This is a genomic window from Nonomuraea sp. NPDC000554 (assembly GCF_040300065.1).
Taxonomy (GTDB): domain Bacteria; phylum Actinomycetota; class Actinomycetes; order Streptosporangiales; family Streptosporangiaceae; genus Nonomuraea.
Genome location: NZ_JBEPDC010000001.1, coordinates 768,987 through 783,371, shown reverse-complemented (window position 1 = coordinate 783,371; position 14,385 = coordinate 768,987). Strand labels below are relative to the sequence as shown.

12 protein-coding genes and 2 pseudogenes are annotated in these 14,385 nt (G+C 67.5%); 11 read left to right on the top strand and 3 right to left on the bottom strand.

Annotation, left to right across the window (positions count from 1 at the left end; genetic code table 11):
* Positions 1-22: 22 nt before the first annotated feature.
* Positions 23-298 (bottom strand): hypothetical protein, encoded by a 276-nt coding sequence (locus ABT294_RS03885; RefSeq protein WP_350803307.1) that lies wholly within the window; start codon positions 296-298, stop codon positions 23-25.
* Between the two features lie 86 nt (positions 299-384).
* Here ABT294_RS03885 and ABT294_RS03880 point away from each other — a divergent pair, with 86 nt between their 5' ends.
* From ABT294_RS03880 to ABT294_RS03850, 7 genes are all read left to right on the top strand, one after another.
* On the top strand, positions 385-759 hold the full coding sequence (locus ABT294_RS03880; RefSeq protein ID WP_350803306.1) for a hypothetical protein: 375 nt from the start codon (positions 385-387) through the stop codon (positions 757-759).
* Between the two features lie 421 nt (positions 760-1,180).
* Entirely contained in the window at positions 1,181-2,887 is a 1,707-nt protein-coding gene (locus tag ABT294_RS03875; protein WP_350803305.1) for an ABC transporter substrate-binding protein, read from the top strand.
* Entirely contained in the window at positions 2,884-3,885 is a 1,002-nt protein-coding gene (locus tag ABT294_RS03870) for an ABC transporter permease (RefSeq protein WP_350803304.1), read from the top strand. The genes ABT294_RS03875 and ABT294_RS03870 overlap by 4 nt, the downstream gene beginning before the upstream one ends.
* The gene (locus ABT294_RS03865) at positions 3,882-4,754 is read left to right on the top strand and encodes an ABC transporter permease (protein WP_350803303.1); all 873 of its coding nucleotides are present in this window, start codon (positions 3,882-3,884) and stop codon (positions 4,752-4,754) included. Before ABT294_RS03870 ends, ABT294_RS03865 begins: the two co-directional genes overlap by 4 nt.
* On the top strand, positions 4,751-5,743 hold the full coding sequence (locus tag ABT294_RS03860) for an ABC transporter ATP-binding protein (protein WP_350803302.1): 993 nt from the start codon (positions 4,751-4,753) through the stop codon (positions 5,741-5,743). Before ABT294_RS03865 ends, ABT294_RS03860 begins: the two co-directional genes overlap by 4 nt.
* On the top strand, positions 5,736-6,692 hold the full coding sequence (locus ABT294_RS03855) for an ABC transporter ATP-binding protein (RefSeq protein WP_350803301.1): 957 nt from the start codon (positions 5,736-5,738) through the stop codon (positions 6,690-6,692). Before ABT294_RS03860 ends, ABT294_RS03855 begins: the two co-directional genes overlap by 8 nt.
* Entirely contained in the window at positions 6,689-8,587 is a 1,899-nt protein-coding gene (locus ABT294_RS03850; protein ID WP_350803300.1) for a hypothetical protein, read from the top strand. The genes ABT294_RS03855 and ABT294_RS03850 overlap by 4 nt, the downstream gene beginning before the upstream one ends.
* Before the next feature lie 649 nt (positions 8,588-9,236).
* On the opposite strand, the pseudogene ABT294_RS50810 reads toward ABT294_RS03850, so the two are convergent.
* Positions 9,237-9,463: pseudogene (locus ABT294_RS50810) on the bottom strand (YxiG-like protein); the annotation flags it as partial.
* A gap of 278 nt (positions 9,464-9,741) precedes the next feature.
* Positions 9,742-10,176, bottom strand: coding sequence for a nuclear transport factor 2 family protein (locus tag ABT294_RS03845; protein ID WP_350803299.1), 435 nt, complete (start codon positions 10,174-10,176; stop codon positions 9,742-9,744).
* Positions 10,177-10,804: 628 nt separating this feature from the next.
* Here ABT294_RS03845 and rpmF point away from each other — a divergent pair.
* The 4 genes and pseudogenes from rpmF to ABT294_RS50805 form a co-directional block, all read left to right on the top strand.
* Positions 10,805-10,996 (top strand): 50S ribosomal protein L32, encoded by a 192-nt coding sequence (gene rpmF / locus ABT294_RS03840; protein WP_350803298.1) that lies wholly within the window; start codon positions 10,805-10,807, stop codon positions 10,994-10,996.
* 29 nt (positions 10,997-11,025) lie between these two features.
* Entirely contained in the window at positions 11,026-12,111 is a 1,086-nt protein-coding gene (locus tag ABT294_RS03835) for a radical SAM protein (RefSeq protein ID WP_350803297.1), read from the top strand.
* 27 nt (positions 12,112-12,138) lie between these two features.
* A complete protein-coding gene (locus ABT294_RS03830; protein WP_350803296.1) occupies positions 12,139-13,746 on the top strand; it encodes an ABC-F family ATP-binding cassette domain-containing protein in 1,608 nt (535 codons plus the stop codon).
* Positions 13,747-14,025: 279 nt separating this feature from the next.
* Positions 14,026-14,379, top strand: a pseudogene (locus ABT294_RS50805) (ISAzo13-like element transposase-related protein); the annotation flags it as partial.
* Positions 14,380-14,385: the final 6 nt, after the last annotated feature.

Genomic DNA, 14,385 nt, shown 5'->3' with positions numbered 1-14,385 from the left:
GCCCTGCCTCACCTCGTCGGGATCAGCCGAGAATGAGCGGGAGCTTCGCGGCCAGGTCGCCCAGCGCGGCCTTCTCCGCGTCGGTCGGCGTGCGACGTCCGGTGCCGATCAGCAGCGCGTCCTTGTCGGAGAACGAGGCGGGAAACGGGGCCCCGGCGATCTTCTCCAGCGACGCGCGTGCCGCCGCGAGGGTCTCGGCGGGCGGCTCGGCGGCCGACGGCAGATGCGCGATCAGGTCGAGGTGGTGCAAGGTCCATTCGAGCACGTACACGGACAGGTAGTCACCGACGGTCAGCACCTCGTCGCGGGTGCTGACGCGGACGGCGGGATCGGCGAGTTCGGCGGCGCGGCCCGCGGCGGAACCGACGTCGTCGAGGTGGAACTTTGAGCCACCGTGGCTCGCCGTATGCGGCGGCCAGTCGGGGGATCAGCGCGTTTTCCATCACCGCGAAGATGGAACCCAAGATCAAGGCAGCGATCGCGGGCATCGACGAGAGCGGATGGACGCCGATCACGTATCCGAACGCCGCCTTCGACGACCAAGCGGGCGGGTGGATCTCCGATGCGGACCTCGCTGAGGTCGACTACACCGCGTTCACCGGCAAGAAGGGCCAGGCCGTCACCGCCCGGCTGATCGTGCACAGGGTCCGGCGGCAGGCGCGGCTTGGACAGGACGAATTGTTTGCCGCCCACTGCTACCACGCGAGCCGCCGAGACTCGAGCCTCTTCCCAGGATTTCTCAAGATCTTTTACAAATAGCCTGGGTCGCGCAGGACGGTGCCGGGGTCTACGGCCCAACGGACGCACCATGGTCGCTCGCACGCTGCTCGACGCCCCTCCGGCGAACCGACTGACCTCGTGCTGGATCAACGCTGCGAGGCGCTTTTCGCAACTCGACTGAAAAAATCCGTTGCGATGCCATCACAGTCAGGTTGCGTGGAGGTATCTCCTGGTGGATTCTGCTCGATTGAGTCTGGTTTCGTTCATAAGTGAGCGTTAACCTCCAGTCACTTCTGCAAAGACCTGGAGGAATAGGACGACGACATGAGGGGCAAGGTGTGGGCGCCGTACCCGATCTCCCAGTCGCTCCCCGACGGCGGCGCCGTCGCTTGACCCCTACAGCTGGTCGCCGCTGTTGAGGCGGTCCAGTCCACCCCCCTAGCCGACGAGGAGTTCGGTGATGTCGAGGTTCGTGCCACTCATCTTTCGACGGAGGATCACCACGATCGGCGGCGCGTTCGCGCTGGCCATAGCCGTGGCCGCCTGCTCTCCCGGGACCACGGGCACGCCCACCGTGGCGGCGAACGGCGACGGCCCTGCCGAGGCGATCAACCTTCGGGTCAGCTCCGCCACGACCTACACCCGCAACTTCAACATCTACTCGCCCTCGACCGACCTCGCGCCGACCGCCGGCCTCGTCTACGAGCCGCTGGTGCGCCGCAACGTCTTCAAGGGCGGCGCCCTGGAGCCGTGGCTCGCGGAGTCCTGGGAGTGGAGCGACGGTGACAAAGTGCTCACCCTCAAGCTGCGCAAGGACGTAAAGTTCGCCGACGGCACCCCAATGACCAGCAAGGACGTCGCGTTCACGCTGAACATCCCGCTGAAGTATCCCGAGCTCAATACCGGAGGCCAGACCTACGTCTCGGCCGAGGCCATCGACGAGTCCACGGTTGTCGTCAAGTGGAGCAAGTCAGGCAGGCTCGACTTCTACCGCTTCGCGGCGGGCGCCTCCACCAACCCGCCAAGGATCGTGCCCGAGCACATCTGGAAGGACAAGGACCTCAAGACCTGGGTCAACCCCGACCCGGTCGGCACGGGGGTCGCCGCCCTCGACCAGTTCACGCCGCAGCAGATCAGCTACAAGGCGCGCGCCGACTACTGGAACGGCGCTCTGCCGATGAAGCTGATCAAGATTGTGGCGGCCGGTGGCGACGACCAGACCAAGGCCCGCCTGCTCAAGGGCAACCTCGACTTCGCGACGATGTCCTGGCCGAACGCGCAGGCGGAGTACGTCGCCAGGAATCCCAAGACCAACCTCTACAGCACCTACGCGACGGGCGGCGAGGAGTCGCTGCTGTTCAACCTGGCCAAAGCCCCGTTCGACGACGTCAACGTGCGCCGCGCGCTGGCGATGAGCCTGGACCGCGAGTCACTGCTGAAGCTGGCGCCCACCGGCCAGAACCCGGCCAATGCCTGCGGCCTGGAGCCCGAGGTCTACAAGGATTACATGGCCCCCGAGTGCAAGGTCCAGACCTCGGACCCCGAGAACGCCAAGAAGGCACTGGCCGACGGCGGCTGGAAGATCGAAGGCGGCAAGCTCACCAAGGACGGCAAGGCCTACGACCTCTCGCTGAAGGTCGTGCAGGAGTACACCAACTGGATGGCGTACGGCAAGGGCATGCAGGACCAGTGGAAAACCAACCTGGGCTTGGACGTCAAGGTGGTCGCCGTACCGGAGGAGAACTACGACCCGCCGCTCAACGAGGGCGACTTCGATATGGCGCTTTACTGGACCGGCGGCTCCAACGGCATGTACTCGGTCTTCTCCGACCAGCTCGACCCGGCCACCTACAAGCCGATCGGCGAGGACTCCTCCTACCTCAACCAAGGTCGCTGGAAGGACAAGTCCACCGTGCCGCTGCTGGACCAGCTGCGTGCCACCGTGGGTGACGACGCCAAGCAGAAGGATGCCGGTCGGCGACTCCAGAGGATCGTGCTGGACCAGGTGCCCTACTCGCCGATGTTCTCCTCCGTCTGGTTCGTGGACATGAACATGACCCGCTGGACCGGCTGGCCGGTGCCCGGCCAGACCCAGTTCGCGCCGCACAGCTCGCTCGGCCCGGACCTGGTCCTCACGCTCAAGAACCTCAAGCCCGTCATCCGATGAGCTCGCGTACCCGGTTCCTCGTCCGGAGGGTGGGCTTCTACGCGGCCACCCTCTGGTCGGCGATCACACTCAACTTCCTCATCCCCCGGCTCATGCCGGGGGATCCCGCCTCCGTCATCGTCCGACAGTTGCAGAAGCAGAGCGGCCAGTCGGTTCCGCCCGAATCGGTCGAGGCCATTCGCAAACTGTTCGGCAACCCGCGCGCGAACATCCTTCAGCAGTACGTGGACTACCTGAACAGCCTGGCCCACGGCGACTTCGGCCTGTCGGTCAGCCGCTTCCCCACCCCGGTGAGCGAGCTGCTGGCCGCCGGCCTGCCCTGGACACTCGTGCTGGTCGGCACGACGACCGTGCTGGCGTTCCTGCTGGGGACCGCGCTCGGCATCGCCTCCGGATGGCGACCCGGCAGCAAGCTGGACGGGTTCCTCTCGCCGCTGTCCACGTTCCTGACGGCGGTGCCGTACTTCTGGGTGGCACTGATCGCGCTGTGGCTGTTCGGGCTGGTACTCGGCTGGTTCCCGCTGGGCGGCGGATACGACCCCGACCTGTACGGCAGGCCGGGGTTCTTCGGCAGCGTCCTCTACTACCTGGCGATGCCGGCGGCCACGATCGTGTTCTCCTCCTTCGGCGGCTGGCTACTCGGCATGCGGAACATGATGATCACCACGGTCAGTGAGGACTACGTGCTTCTCGGCAAGGCCAAGGGCCTGTCGGGAGCGCGGATCATGTTCAGGTACGCCGCGCGCAACGCCATGCTGCCCACCGTCACCGGTTTCGCGCTGGCCATCGGCGGCGTGCTGGGCGGCGCGTTGCTGACCGAGATCGTCTTCGCCTACCCGGGCATCGGCTACCTGCTGTTCGACGCGGTCGGCAAGCGCGACTACCCGCTCATGCAGGGCGTGTTCCTGATGACCACGCTGACCGTCCTGCTGGCCAATCTCGTCGCCGACTCCATTTACGTGCTCATCGACCCGCGGACGAGGGAGGGCGGCCGATGAAGGGTTGGAAGGTGCGCACCGGCATCGCCATCTGCGCCGTCTTCGGCGTGATCGCGATCGTCGGGCCGTGGCTGAACGACCTGATGGGCCTTGGTCCTTGGAAGATCGACTACCAGGCGATCCAGCAGCCGCCGAGCGCGGCGCACTGGCTCGGCACCACCGCACAAGGCCAAGACGTGCTCGCCCAGATGATCGCCGGGACCCGCAACTCGGTGTTCGTCGGTGTGCTGGCCGCCGTCCTTGGCGTGGTGCTCGCCGTGCTCATGGGGGTGCCCGCCGGGTTCTTCGGCGGCCGGGTGGACGCGGTCCTGTCGTTCTTCACCAACATGTTCCTCGTCATGCCGGTGCTGCCGCTGATCCTGGTCGTGGCGGGCTACGTGCAGGACACCGGGCCGATCACCATCGCTCTGATCATCGGTGTGTTCGGCTGGGCACCCGGAGCGCGGACCCTCCGGGCGCAGACGATGTCGCTACGCCAACGCGACTTTGTGATGGCCATGCGCATGCTCGGTGAGACCAGGATCCGGCTGATCGTCGTGGAGGTGCTGCCGCACCTGGCCGGATGGCTGTCGGCGATGTTCCTGCACATGGTGCTCGGCGCAGTGCTCGCCGAGGCCGGCCTGGCCTTTCTTGGCATCTCCTCAGCCGACTCGATCAGCTGGGGCACCATCATCAACCAGGCCCAGCAGGTGGCCCTGCTCAACGGGCTGTGGTGGTGGTTCGTGCCGCCCGGCCTGTGCATCGCTCTACTCGGCACTGCCACCGGGCTGATCAACTTCGGTATCGACGAGGTGATGAACCCGAGGCTGCGCACCTCGGACGTCAAGGCCGTCAGGAAGATGAAGCACGTTCTGGAGGGCACCCGATGACCGAGATGCTGCTCGATGTCCGTGCGCTGAACGTCGACTACATGTCGGCGGCGGGAGCCGTACGGGCCTGCTCGGAGGTGACCTTCCAGCTCAGGCGGGGCGAGATCCTCGGCGTCGCGGGCGAGTCAGGCTCCGGCAAGTCCACCCTGATCATGGCCCTGGTCCGGCTGCTCCGGCCTCCCGCGGTGACAGCGGGTGGCGAGGTCTGGCTGCACCCACGCCAGGGCGAGCCGGTCGAGCTCGTGCGCAGGAGCGAGAAGCAGCTGCGCGCCCTGCGCTGGCGCAGCGTCGCGGTCGTCCTGCAGAGCGCCATGGACGCGCTGAACCCGGTGGCCAGGCTCAGCGCCCAGTTCGCCGACGTGCTCAAGACGCACGACAGGAAGATCACCAAGGAGCGGGTCGCCGAGCGCACGTCCGAGCTGCTCGGCATGGTCGGCATCTCGCCGGACCGGGCCCGCTCCTACCCGCACGAGATGTCCGGCGGCATGCGCCAGCGCGCCATGATCGCGCTGGCACTCGCCTGCGACCCCGAGCTCGTCGTCATGGACGAGCCGACCACGGCCGTCGACGTCGTGATGCAGCGGCAGATCCTCGGCCACATCCTGGAGCTCAGGAAGCGGCTGGGATTCTCCGTGGTCTTCGTGACCCACGACCTGTCGCTTCTGATGGAGCTGGCCGACCGGATCGCGATCATGTACGGCGGGCGGATCGTGGAGGTCGGCGACTCCGCCGACCTCTACCGCGAGCCCAAGCACCCTTACACCAAGGGCCTGCGCGACTCCTTCCCGCCACTGCGCGCCCCGGCCACCACGCTCCACGGCATCCCAGGAACCCCGCCCGACCTGCGCAACCTGCCCCCCGGCTGCGCGTTCGAGCCGCGCTGCCCGCGTCGCTTCGCCGACTGCGCCGAGCGCAGGCCGGAGCTGCTGACGGTGGGACGCGGCCAAGTCGCCTGCCACCTGCACGACCGAAAGAGGGCCAATGTCTGAGGTATCGCTGCTGGCCGCACAGGACGTGACCAAGCACTTCGACACCCGCGACGGATTCGGCCGCCACGTGATCGTGCGGGCGGTGGAGAACGTCACGCTCCGCCTGCACAGCGGCAGGATCGCAGCCCTGGTGGGCGAAAGCGGCAGCGGGAAGACCACGCTCGCCAGACTGCTCGCCCAGTTCTACCCGGTCACCTCTGGCGAGATCCTGCTGCGCGGCGAGCCGGTCAAAGGAGCGGGCAAGGACTTCTACAGCGACGTCCAGCTGGTCTTCCAGGACCCGTTCGCCTCGCTCAACTCCCTGCGCCGAGTCGACCACAATCTGCGGCGAGCGCTCAAGCTCCACGGCCACCCCGCCGAGGAGGAGCACATCCGTGAGCTGCTGGAAAAGGTGAATCTGACCCCGGCCGCCGACTTCGCGCGAAAGCTGCCGCACGAGCTGTCCGGCGGGCAGCGCCAGCGAGTGGCGATCGCGCGGGCGCTGGCCGTACGGCCCGCCGTACTGCTCGGCGACGAGCCCATCTCCATGCTCGACGTCTCCATCAGGCTTGACGTGCTCAACCTTCTCGCGCAGTTGCGCGACGAGGAGGGGCTGGCGCTGCTCTACATCACCCACGACATCGCCAGCGCTCGCTACGTCTCCGACGAGATCTACGTGATGTACGCGGGCCAGATGGTCGAGGGCGGCCCGGCCGAGTCCGTCATCCAGGACCCCAAGCACCCCTACACCCGGCTGCTCGTCGATTCCTCGCCCGACCCGGGCAGAGCAACCTTCGCCAGCACGGTCCCGCCCGGCGAGCCGCCCAGCCTGGTCGACCCGCCGCCAGGCTGCCGCTTCCACCCGCGCTGCCCCCTCGCCAGGGCGGAGTGCACGACCGAATTCCCGCCGCGGGTGGACTTCCCCGACGGGACCTGGACCAATTGTTGGCTGAACGTGGAGGACGAATGACCCGATACCACCTGCGCTACCAGCTCCTCCCCGACGCCGACCCCGCCGCGCTCGCCGCCTTCTGCGCCACGCACGGCATCGAGGAAGTCGTGCTCATCTTCAACTCCGAGGAGTTGCACACGGGACATCCCGTGGGCGCCGACGAGGACCGCTGGTTCGAGATCGTGCGTGACGCCCGCGACATCCTCGTGGGCAGCGGTCTTTCGGTCAGTCTCAACCCGTGGGTCACCGCAGGGCACGCCGACAGAGGCCGCATCCAAGACGTCGGATTCGCGCCGATGGTCTCCCCGCTCGGCGAGACATCCACCACGAGCGCCTCGTTCGCCTGCCCGAACTGGCGGACGTGGCTCGCGGCACACTACGGGCGTTTCGCCGAGCTTGGGTTTCGCGTGCTGTGGCTGGAGGACGACTTCCGCTTCCACAACCACTCGCCGCTGACCTGGGGTGGCGGGTTCGAGCCCGAGATGCTGGAGAGGTTCGCCCTGCTCACCGGGGACAAGCCCACCCGCGAGGAACTGGTCGCGGCCATCACCGCGCCAGGCGAGCCGCACCCCTGGCGGGCGCTGCTCCAGCGGACCTGGCGCGAAGCGCAGCTCGAGGTCCTGGACCTCGTGCGGCAGGCGGTCGGCGACCGAGCCATGATCGGCCTGATGAGTTCGGGCCTGGGCGTGGCCTCCGTCGAAGGCCGTGACTGGGGAGCACTGTTCGAACGCGTCGAGGTGCATCGGCCGCACTTCGCCCCCTATGGCGACGTGCCAGCCCGCGATCTGTCGTACTCGATCGCCATGCTCGAACTCCAGCGCCCGCTCCGGCCTGCCGGGATCGAGGTCGCACCGGAGATCGAGAATTGGACGCACACCGAGTGGCGCAAGTCCGACACACAGACGTGGTCGGAGATGGTCGCCTCACAGCTGTCCGGAGCGGACGCGCTGCTGCTTAACGTGTACCCCTTCGTCAGCGGCGACCCCGCGCGCTACCCGCGGATCGGCCGCATGCTTACCTCCTCTCGCGCCGCGCTGGACGCGACGGCCACCGGGGAGTTCACGACGCTCGGCGTGGGCGTGCCCTGGTGGCCCGCCGCCACCACCACGATCCGCGGCGACGGCACCATGGAAGGACTGAGCGCCGACCCGCTGCGCGCAGCGCAGTATCTGCTGTCGTACGGCGTGCCCATCCAGGCGGGCACGGCGCCGGTGACCGCGCTGTTCGGTGAGCTGGCCTGGGCCGTGCCCGACCCGCTCCACCTGCTGCGCGGCGGTCTCCTGCTCGACGGCACGGCTGCGACCATCCTGGCCGAGCGGGGTTTCGGCTCGCTTCTCGGCGTCCAGGTTGCCGAGATCGTCGCCAGAGAAACCGTGTCACGCCAGCCGTACAGCGTGGAACGCATCGTCGACGACGGCGCGCTGCTGAGCGTCAACGTCCAGCCGCGCCTCGCGAGACTGGTGCCCGACGAGAGCGCCGAGGTCTGGACGGAGATCCTCACCCCGCGCCTGGACCACTGGGGCAGCGGGCGGGTCGCCTTCGTCAACGCGCTTGGTGGCCGGATCTTCACGCTCGCCGCGTGCGAGCCGGAGCAGCTTGGCCGATGCGACGACGGGCAGCGGCTGGCCCAAGACGCGATCCGCTTCCTCGGCGGCGACTTTCCGATGGTCACCGGCGGGCCGCACCTCATGCCGCAATACGCCAGGGTGGGAGAGCGGTCGCGGCTGGCGATCGTCAATGGTTGCGCCGACTCCGCGCGGCCGGTCGTCAGGCTGGACCGCGACCCGACGGCGACACTGCTGCGGCCCCTCGAGGACCCGCGGGCCGTGCCCGTCGAGCGTGATGGTGACCGGGTGACGATCGAAGTCGGCGTGCCGCATCGCGGATACGTTCTGCTGGAATGGGACGCATGACGAGCAAGGGCGAGGTCACGCCCTGGGTACGAAGTCTCCGTCAGCAGCGCTTTCCTCCTGCATGATCGTCCCGTCGCCATCGTCTCACCTCTGGCCCTTGGCCCGCTTGGGCTAGTCCCAATGCCGCAGCCCCGTGACCGCCTGGTGCTTGTGGCGATCATCTCGGAGTCTGAGGCCTCTGCCGGAGGCAGCTTGAAAAAGCGCCTCATGATCGATGTGAGCAGCGTGGCCGGCAGCATGCCGGAGGCACCCGGAGGGCGAGCGAGGCTCGTGCGGCTGGCGACGATGCGATCGGCTCCGTGCGGCGCTGTGACGCCTACGTTGGCGGGTTTGATAGGTACGGCGATCGTGGTGGTCGGCGATGCGGCCCGTGCTGCCGCCGCCCGGGACCGGCCCCCAGGCCGCATGCCCGGGCGGCGGACAGGCGTCGGGCCGCTGTACGGCGGCGCGCCGCGCCGCCGCTTGATGCGTTACAAGACCAGTTCGGCTGTGTAGGGGGACATGGCACAACGAGGCCGTGGCCGAGTACATCGAGGTTCAGGTCACGGGGATCGGAACAGAACGAAGTCAGGTCTCGGGACCCGTGTGACAGATCCGGCTCGGGAGGTAGGTGACACTCCGGCTAGATGATCTGTCGTTCTCTTGATGCCTATTGAATCGGGAATTTGTGGTCTGGGCCCTGTGATTCAGGCGGGAGTTCTTCGATCCGCAGGTCGGAGAAGATCAGTGTGAGGTCGTGCGCGTGGGTTTGGATCCGGACTTTATGGAAGTCGATGCCGATGGCGTGGCCCAGTTCCGGGCGGTTGGTGAGTCGGTGATGGGCGTGGCTCCGGGGTAGGGCGCCTGCCAGTTGACTCCCCAGACGTATCCGTCGAGGTCGACGCCGGTTCTGGGGGGCGACGGTCGCGTGGATCACGAGTTGGTAGTCGCGCATGTAGTCCACGAAGCCGTGGTGCGGGTTCAGCCGGAAGCGGCCAGTGATCACATCGCTTCGTGATCTCGGAAGTGGAATCAAGGCTGCTCAAGCGCCTGAACAGCGCAATCTCGGAAGCTCGCCTAGGAAGCCGCTTCCGAGATTGGCTCATCTCGGAAGTGGGGGGCAGCGAGATTTGGGGACCGGGTCCGGGACGCCTGATGCCGTTTCCCGGAGGAGGCTAGGCACGCAAATGGCGGCTGACATCGCCGACCAGGTGGATCCGGACGTGGCGTTCCACGAATCGCCAGCGTCCGTCGCGGCGCTCGAAGCGGTCGCTGTAGCGTCCTGCGGCAACGGGCTGCAGCGGAAAGTCGGGCAGGGCCTGAAACACGGTGACGTATGAACGCGCAGCGGCGGTTCCTGTCTCCTCGTCAATGTCGACGGCGAGGTTGGTCGTGACGTGGTGAGTGCGCGGCGTGCCGTCCTCGTAGAGGATGACGGTGTTGCGGAGCATCTTCTCGACGGCTTCCCGGCCATGGACCGGTGCGCCACTGCCGATGAACACCCCGTCGGCGAACAGTTCGCCGACGCCGACGAAGTCTCCGGTGTCGACCAGTTCGGCGTATTTGGCGATCAGATTGGTGATGGCGGCCGTATCCACAGTTGCGCTCATGGCCTGAGGGTATGGGGTCGCGACCCGCGGAGCTCGACTACCTCGATGTTGTCGCAGGTCAGAGGGATCAAGATCCGCTGCGCCCAAGTCGTTGTTACCAGCCTGTTCATCGGCGTGGCGGGATGCTGCTGTCGGCCGCCACCTCGGCCGGAGCGATCTTCCCCTGCGGCATGGCACTCACTGGTGCCGGAGTCGCCCGACTATTCGGGTTCGAACCCATAGGAGGTCCTTGTTACGATGGGTGCCATGGAGATTGAGGTCGACAGAATCTAGCCACCGAACTGCCGGTGGCTTCCATCCGTGTGGGCGAGGCCCACGCTGGTGAATGACCGTTCTCCTTGCGCAGCAGCGTGAGTCCGCCCGTCCGAGGCGTTGACACCTCTGCGTGAAACTTGCCGGCACGTTCGCATCGCACCGACCTCGGTCCCTGGTTTGTGCCTGCGGACGCGCGCGACTTCGATCCTCCCTGTGCCCATCCATCCATCGCCCAGCACTCGGGCAGCGGCCCAGCTCCGCAGGCAGATGGTGCCCGGGCAGCACTGATCGAATCTCTCGCCGCAGTGACTCACGGCCCGTGGTCGGTTGTCCCGCCAGCTCCGTTGGCATTCGAAACCACCCACGAAAGGCCATGGCCATGCAGCACCGCACGTCGCGTTCCCGCGCCCGTCACCGTCGCGCTCACTGGAAGACGAGCGCCCCGACGCTCACCACCTGCACGAATCCCGCCTGCGGCAAGCCCACCCCGCCGCACCGCGCATGCCAGCACTGCGGTGTCTACCGGGGGCGTGAGGTCTTGCCTCCGACGGGCGGTGACACGTGAGCACTGTCCTGACGACGAGGAGCCGCTGGATGCGCATTCGCGACCATCTCGCACAGACCGGTGCGCCTGCGTTCCGCTTTGGTCAGCTCATCGCCGCGTGGCAGAGCTCGACGGCCGAGACCTTCGCCGACGTTCATGCGCTGCCGGCCGGCCTGCGTGCCGATCTCGCGGAACGATTCGGTTCACGGCTGCACCCCCTGACTCCGCTGGAAGTCCAACGAGACGAACAGGTTGAGAAGGTGCTCTTCGCGTCCGAAAGCGGTGCCCGCATCGAGACCGTCGTGTCTCACTATCGAGCCGGATGGGACTCCATGTGCATCTCGTCGCAGGCCGGGTGCGGCCTGGGCTGCACCTTCTGCGCCACCGGCGTGGTGGGCCTGGTCCGCAACCTCACTGCCGACGAGATCGTCGCCCAGGTGATGCATCCGCACTGGACCCGTGAAGGGCTGCCCCGACCCGCGAGTGTCGCGTTCATGGGGATGGGAGAGGCGCTCGCCAACCCTCACGTGTTCGACGCGCTCACCCTGCTGACCGACGCGGGCTACGCGGGGATGTCCGCACGACGGGTGACCGTGTCCACCGTGGGGTTCGCGCCGAATCTCACCCGCCTGGTCGACGAGCACCCACAGGTGACGATCACCCTGTCCGTGCACTCACCGTTCGCGCAGGAGCGTGCCCGCATCATCCCGCTCGAGGAACGCTTCCCGCTCCCGCAGAGCCTCGACATCCTCGACCGGCACGCCGCCGCGAGCCGCCGAAAGGTCTACCTCGCCTATCTGCTCATCGCCGGCGTCAACGACAGCGACGACCATCTCGCTGTTCTCGCCGAACTGGTCCGTGCGCGGTCTCGGCCCGAGCTGTTCCACGTCAGCGTCATCCGCTACAACGAGGCGGCAGGAGCGCCGCCGGACTACCGAGCCCCGTCCTCCATCCGAGTAGACGAGTTCGTGCGCGGGCTCACCATCCGCGGCGTGCACGCGACGAGGCGACGGCAGCTCGGCACCGCCATTGATGCCGCTTGCGGTCAGCTCCACGCCAAATACCTCGCGGCCGACCCCACGATCGCCGCTCCCGTCAACACCGAACTGATCCCCGTCTCGCCCGTCCGCAGCTGACGGGAAGAAGGAAGAGAAACATCACCCATGTCCACGAAGTCCGCCATCACTTTCCGCGATCTGACCTTCGAATGGCCAGACGGCACGGTTGCACTGTCCGGCGTCAACGGCACCTTCAGTGCCGGCCGCACCGGCTTGATCGGGCGCAACGGTGCCGGGAAGTCGACGCTGCTGCGGCTGATCGCAGGCATCCTGCAGCCGACCGTCGGCCAGATCGACACCATCGGCGAGGTCGGCTACCTGCCTCAGACGCTCACACTCCGGCAAGAGGCGACGATCGCCGAGCTCCTCGGGATCGATGGGATCATCGCCGCGATGAGGGCCATCGAGTCCGGCGACGTCGACGAGCGCCACTTCGACACGATCGGCGATGACTGGGACATCGAGTCCCGCGCCGACGAAGCCCTGCATCAGATCGGATTCTCCGCCGGAGACCTCGACCGCCGCGTGGCCGAGGTCTCCGGCGGAGAGGCGATGCTCATCGCCATCACCGGGCTGCGCATCCGCCGCACTCCGATCACCCTGCTCGACGAGCCCACGAACAACCTCGACCGGCCTACCCGCGCCAAGCTCGCCGACTTCGTCGACCAGTGGCCGGGGACCCTCGTCGTGGTCAGCCACGACCTCGAGCTGCTGGAGCACGTCGAGAACACCACCGAGCTCTACGGCGGCACCCTCGACACCTTCGGCGGCCCTTACAGCGCCTGGAAGGAATACCAGGAGCAAGAGCAGACGGCGGCGGTCCAAGCCGCGCGGTCGGCCCAGCAGGCGCTCAAGGTCGAGAAGCGGCAGCGCGTCGAGGCGGAGACGAAGCTGGCGCGCAGGGAGCGCACCGCGAAGAAGACCCAGAAGGACGGCGGCATCCCGAAGATCCTGGCGGGCAACCGCGCCAGCAAGGCCCAGGCGTCCGCAGGCTCGTTGCGCTCCACGCTCGACAACAAGGTCCAGGCGGCCCAAGCCGCAGTCGACGCCGCGGACGCCCGCGTACGCGGAGAGGAGCACATCACCCTCGTCCTGCCTGATCCCGACGTTCCGCGCGGAAGGCGCCTCGCGGAGCTGCATGACCAGGACCGCACCTTCGTGATCCAAGGGCCGGAGCGGGTCGCGCTTGCCGGGGCGAACGGCACCGGAAAGTCGACTTTGATCGAGCAGCTGGTCCGCGGCACGGCTCCCACGCCCGATCGGCCGCATGGGCGTCTCCTGACCGAGCTCGTCGGCTACCTCCCGCAGCGTCTCGACGGGCTCGACGACGATGCGAGCGCGATGGCGAATGTGCAGTCGGTCGCCCCTGGGACGCCAGCAGGCACCATCCGCAACCAGCTCGCCCGGCTTCTTCTGCGGGGCGACAGCGCCGATCGTCCGGTGCGTACGCTGTCCGGCGGCGAGCGGTTCCGCGTCTCCCTCGCGCGACTCCTCTTGTCGGAGCCGCCGGCTCAGGTACTGGTCCTGGACGAGCCCACCAACAATCTCGATATAGCCAGCGTCGAGCAGCTCGCGGAGGCCCTCGATGCGTACCGCGGGGCCCTTCTCGTCGTCAGCCACGACTTCGCGTTCCTCGAGCGGATTGGCGTCGACACGGTCATCGAGCTCGACAGGGACGGCCGTATGCATCAACGCCGAGACCTGAACATCTGACGGTCTTGGATCGAGCGCGACCAGGCGTCAGGGAGCAGGCAGGTCGTAGGCCGGCCGACCCACCTGCTCCTTCGCTGGGAACCTTCCACATACCGATTCACGCACACCGGCCATCGAGACCGTCGCCGGGCCAGGCGGCCTGCACACCGTGGTGCTCCACTCCGCGCCTGCCCCCGAAGACGAAGGGAGGCGGGAGACTATCGCCGCGAATCGGCCGAGTCCTGGGCCGACCTGCTGCGCGACTGCGTCGCCCGGCGCGGCATGCGCCCCCCGGTGCTTGCGCGGCTGCTGGGGCACAGAGGGGGGAGGGCCGTGGCGCGACTGACGGGAGTCAGCGAAACGACCATCCGCAAGGGAGTCTTCGAACTGGGGAAAGCGCACGACCTCCTGTCGGTCGGGCGAGTCCGGCGACCAGGTGGCGGACGCAAGCGCGTCGAGGACCACGACACCCGTACGGCATCTACGACATCACCGGCTGGGTGAACGTCGTCGGGGTCGAAGCCGCTGGTGGAAGGCGCGTGGCAGCCACGACTGTCCCGCGGCCCTACTGCGGACGCGGGCGGCTTCAACGGCTACCGCTACCGAGTCTGGAAGAGCGAACTGGCCGCCGAAACCGGGCTGGCGATCACGGTCTACGGG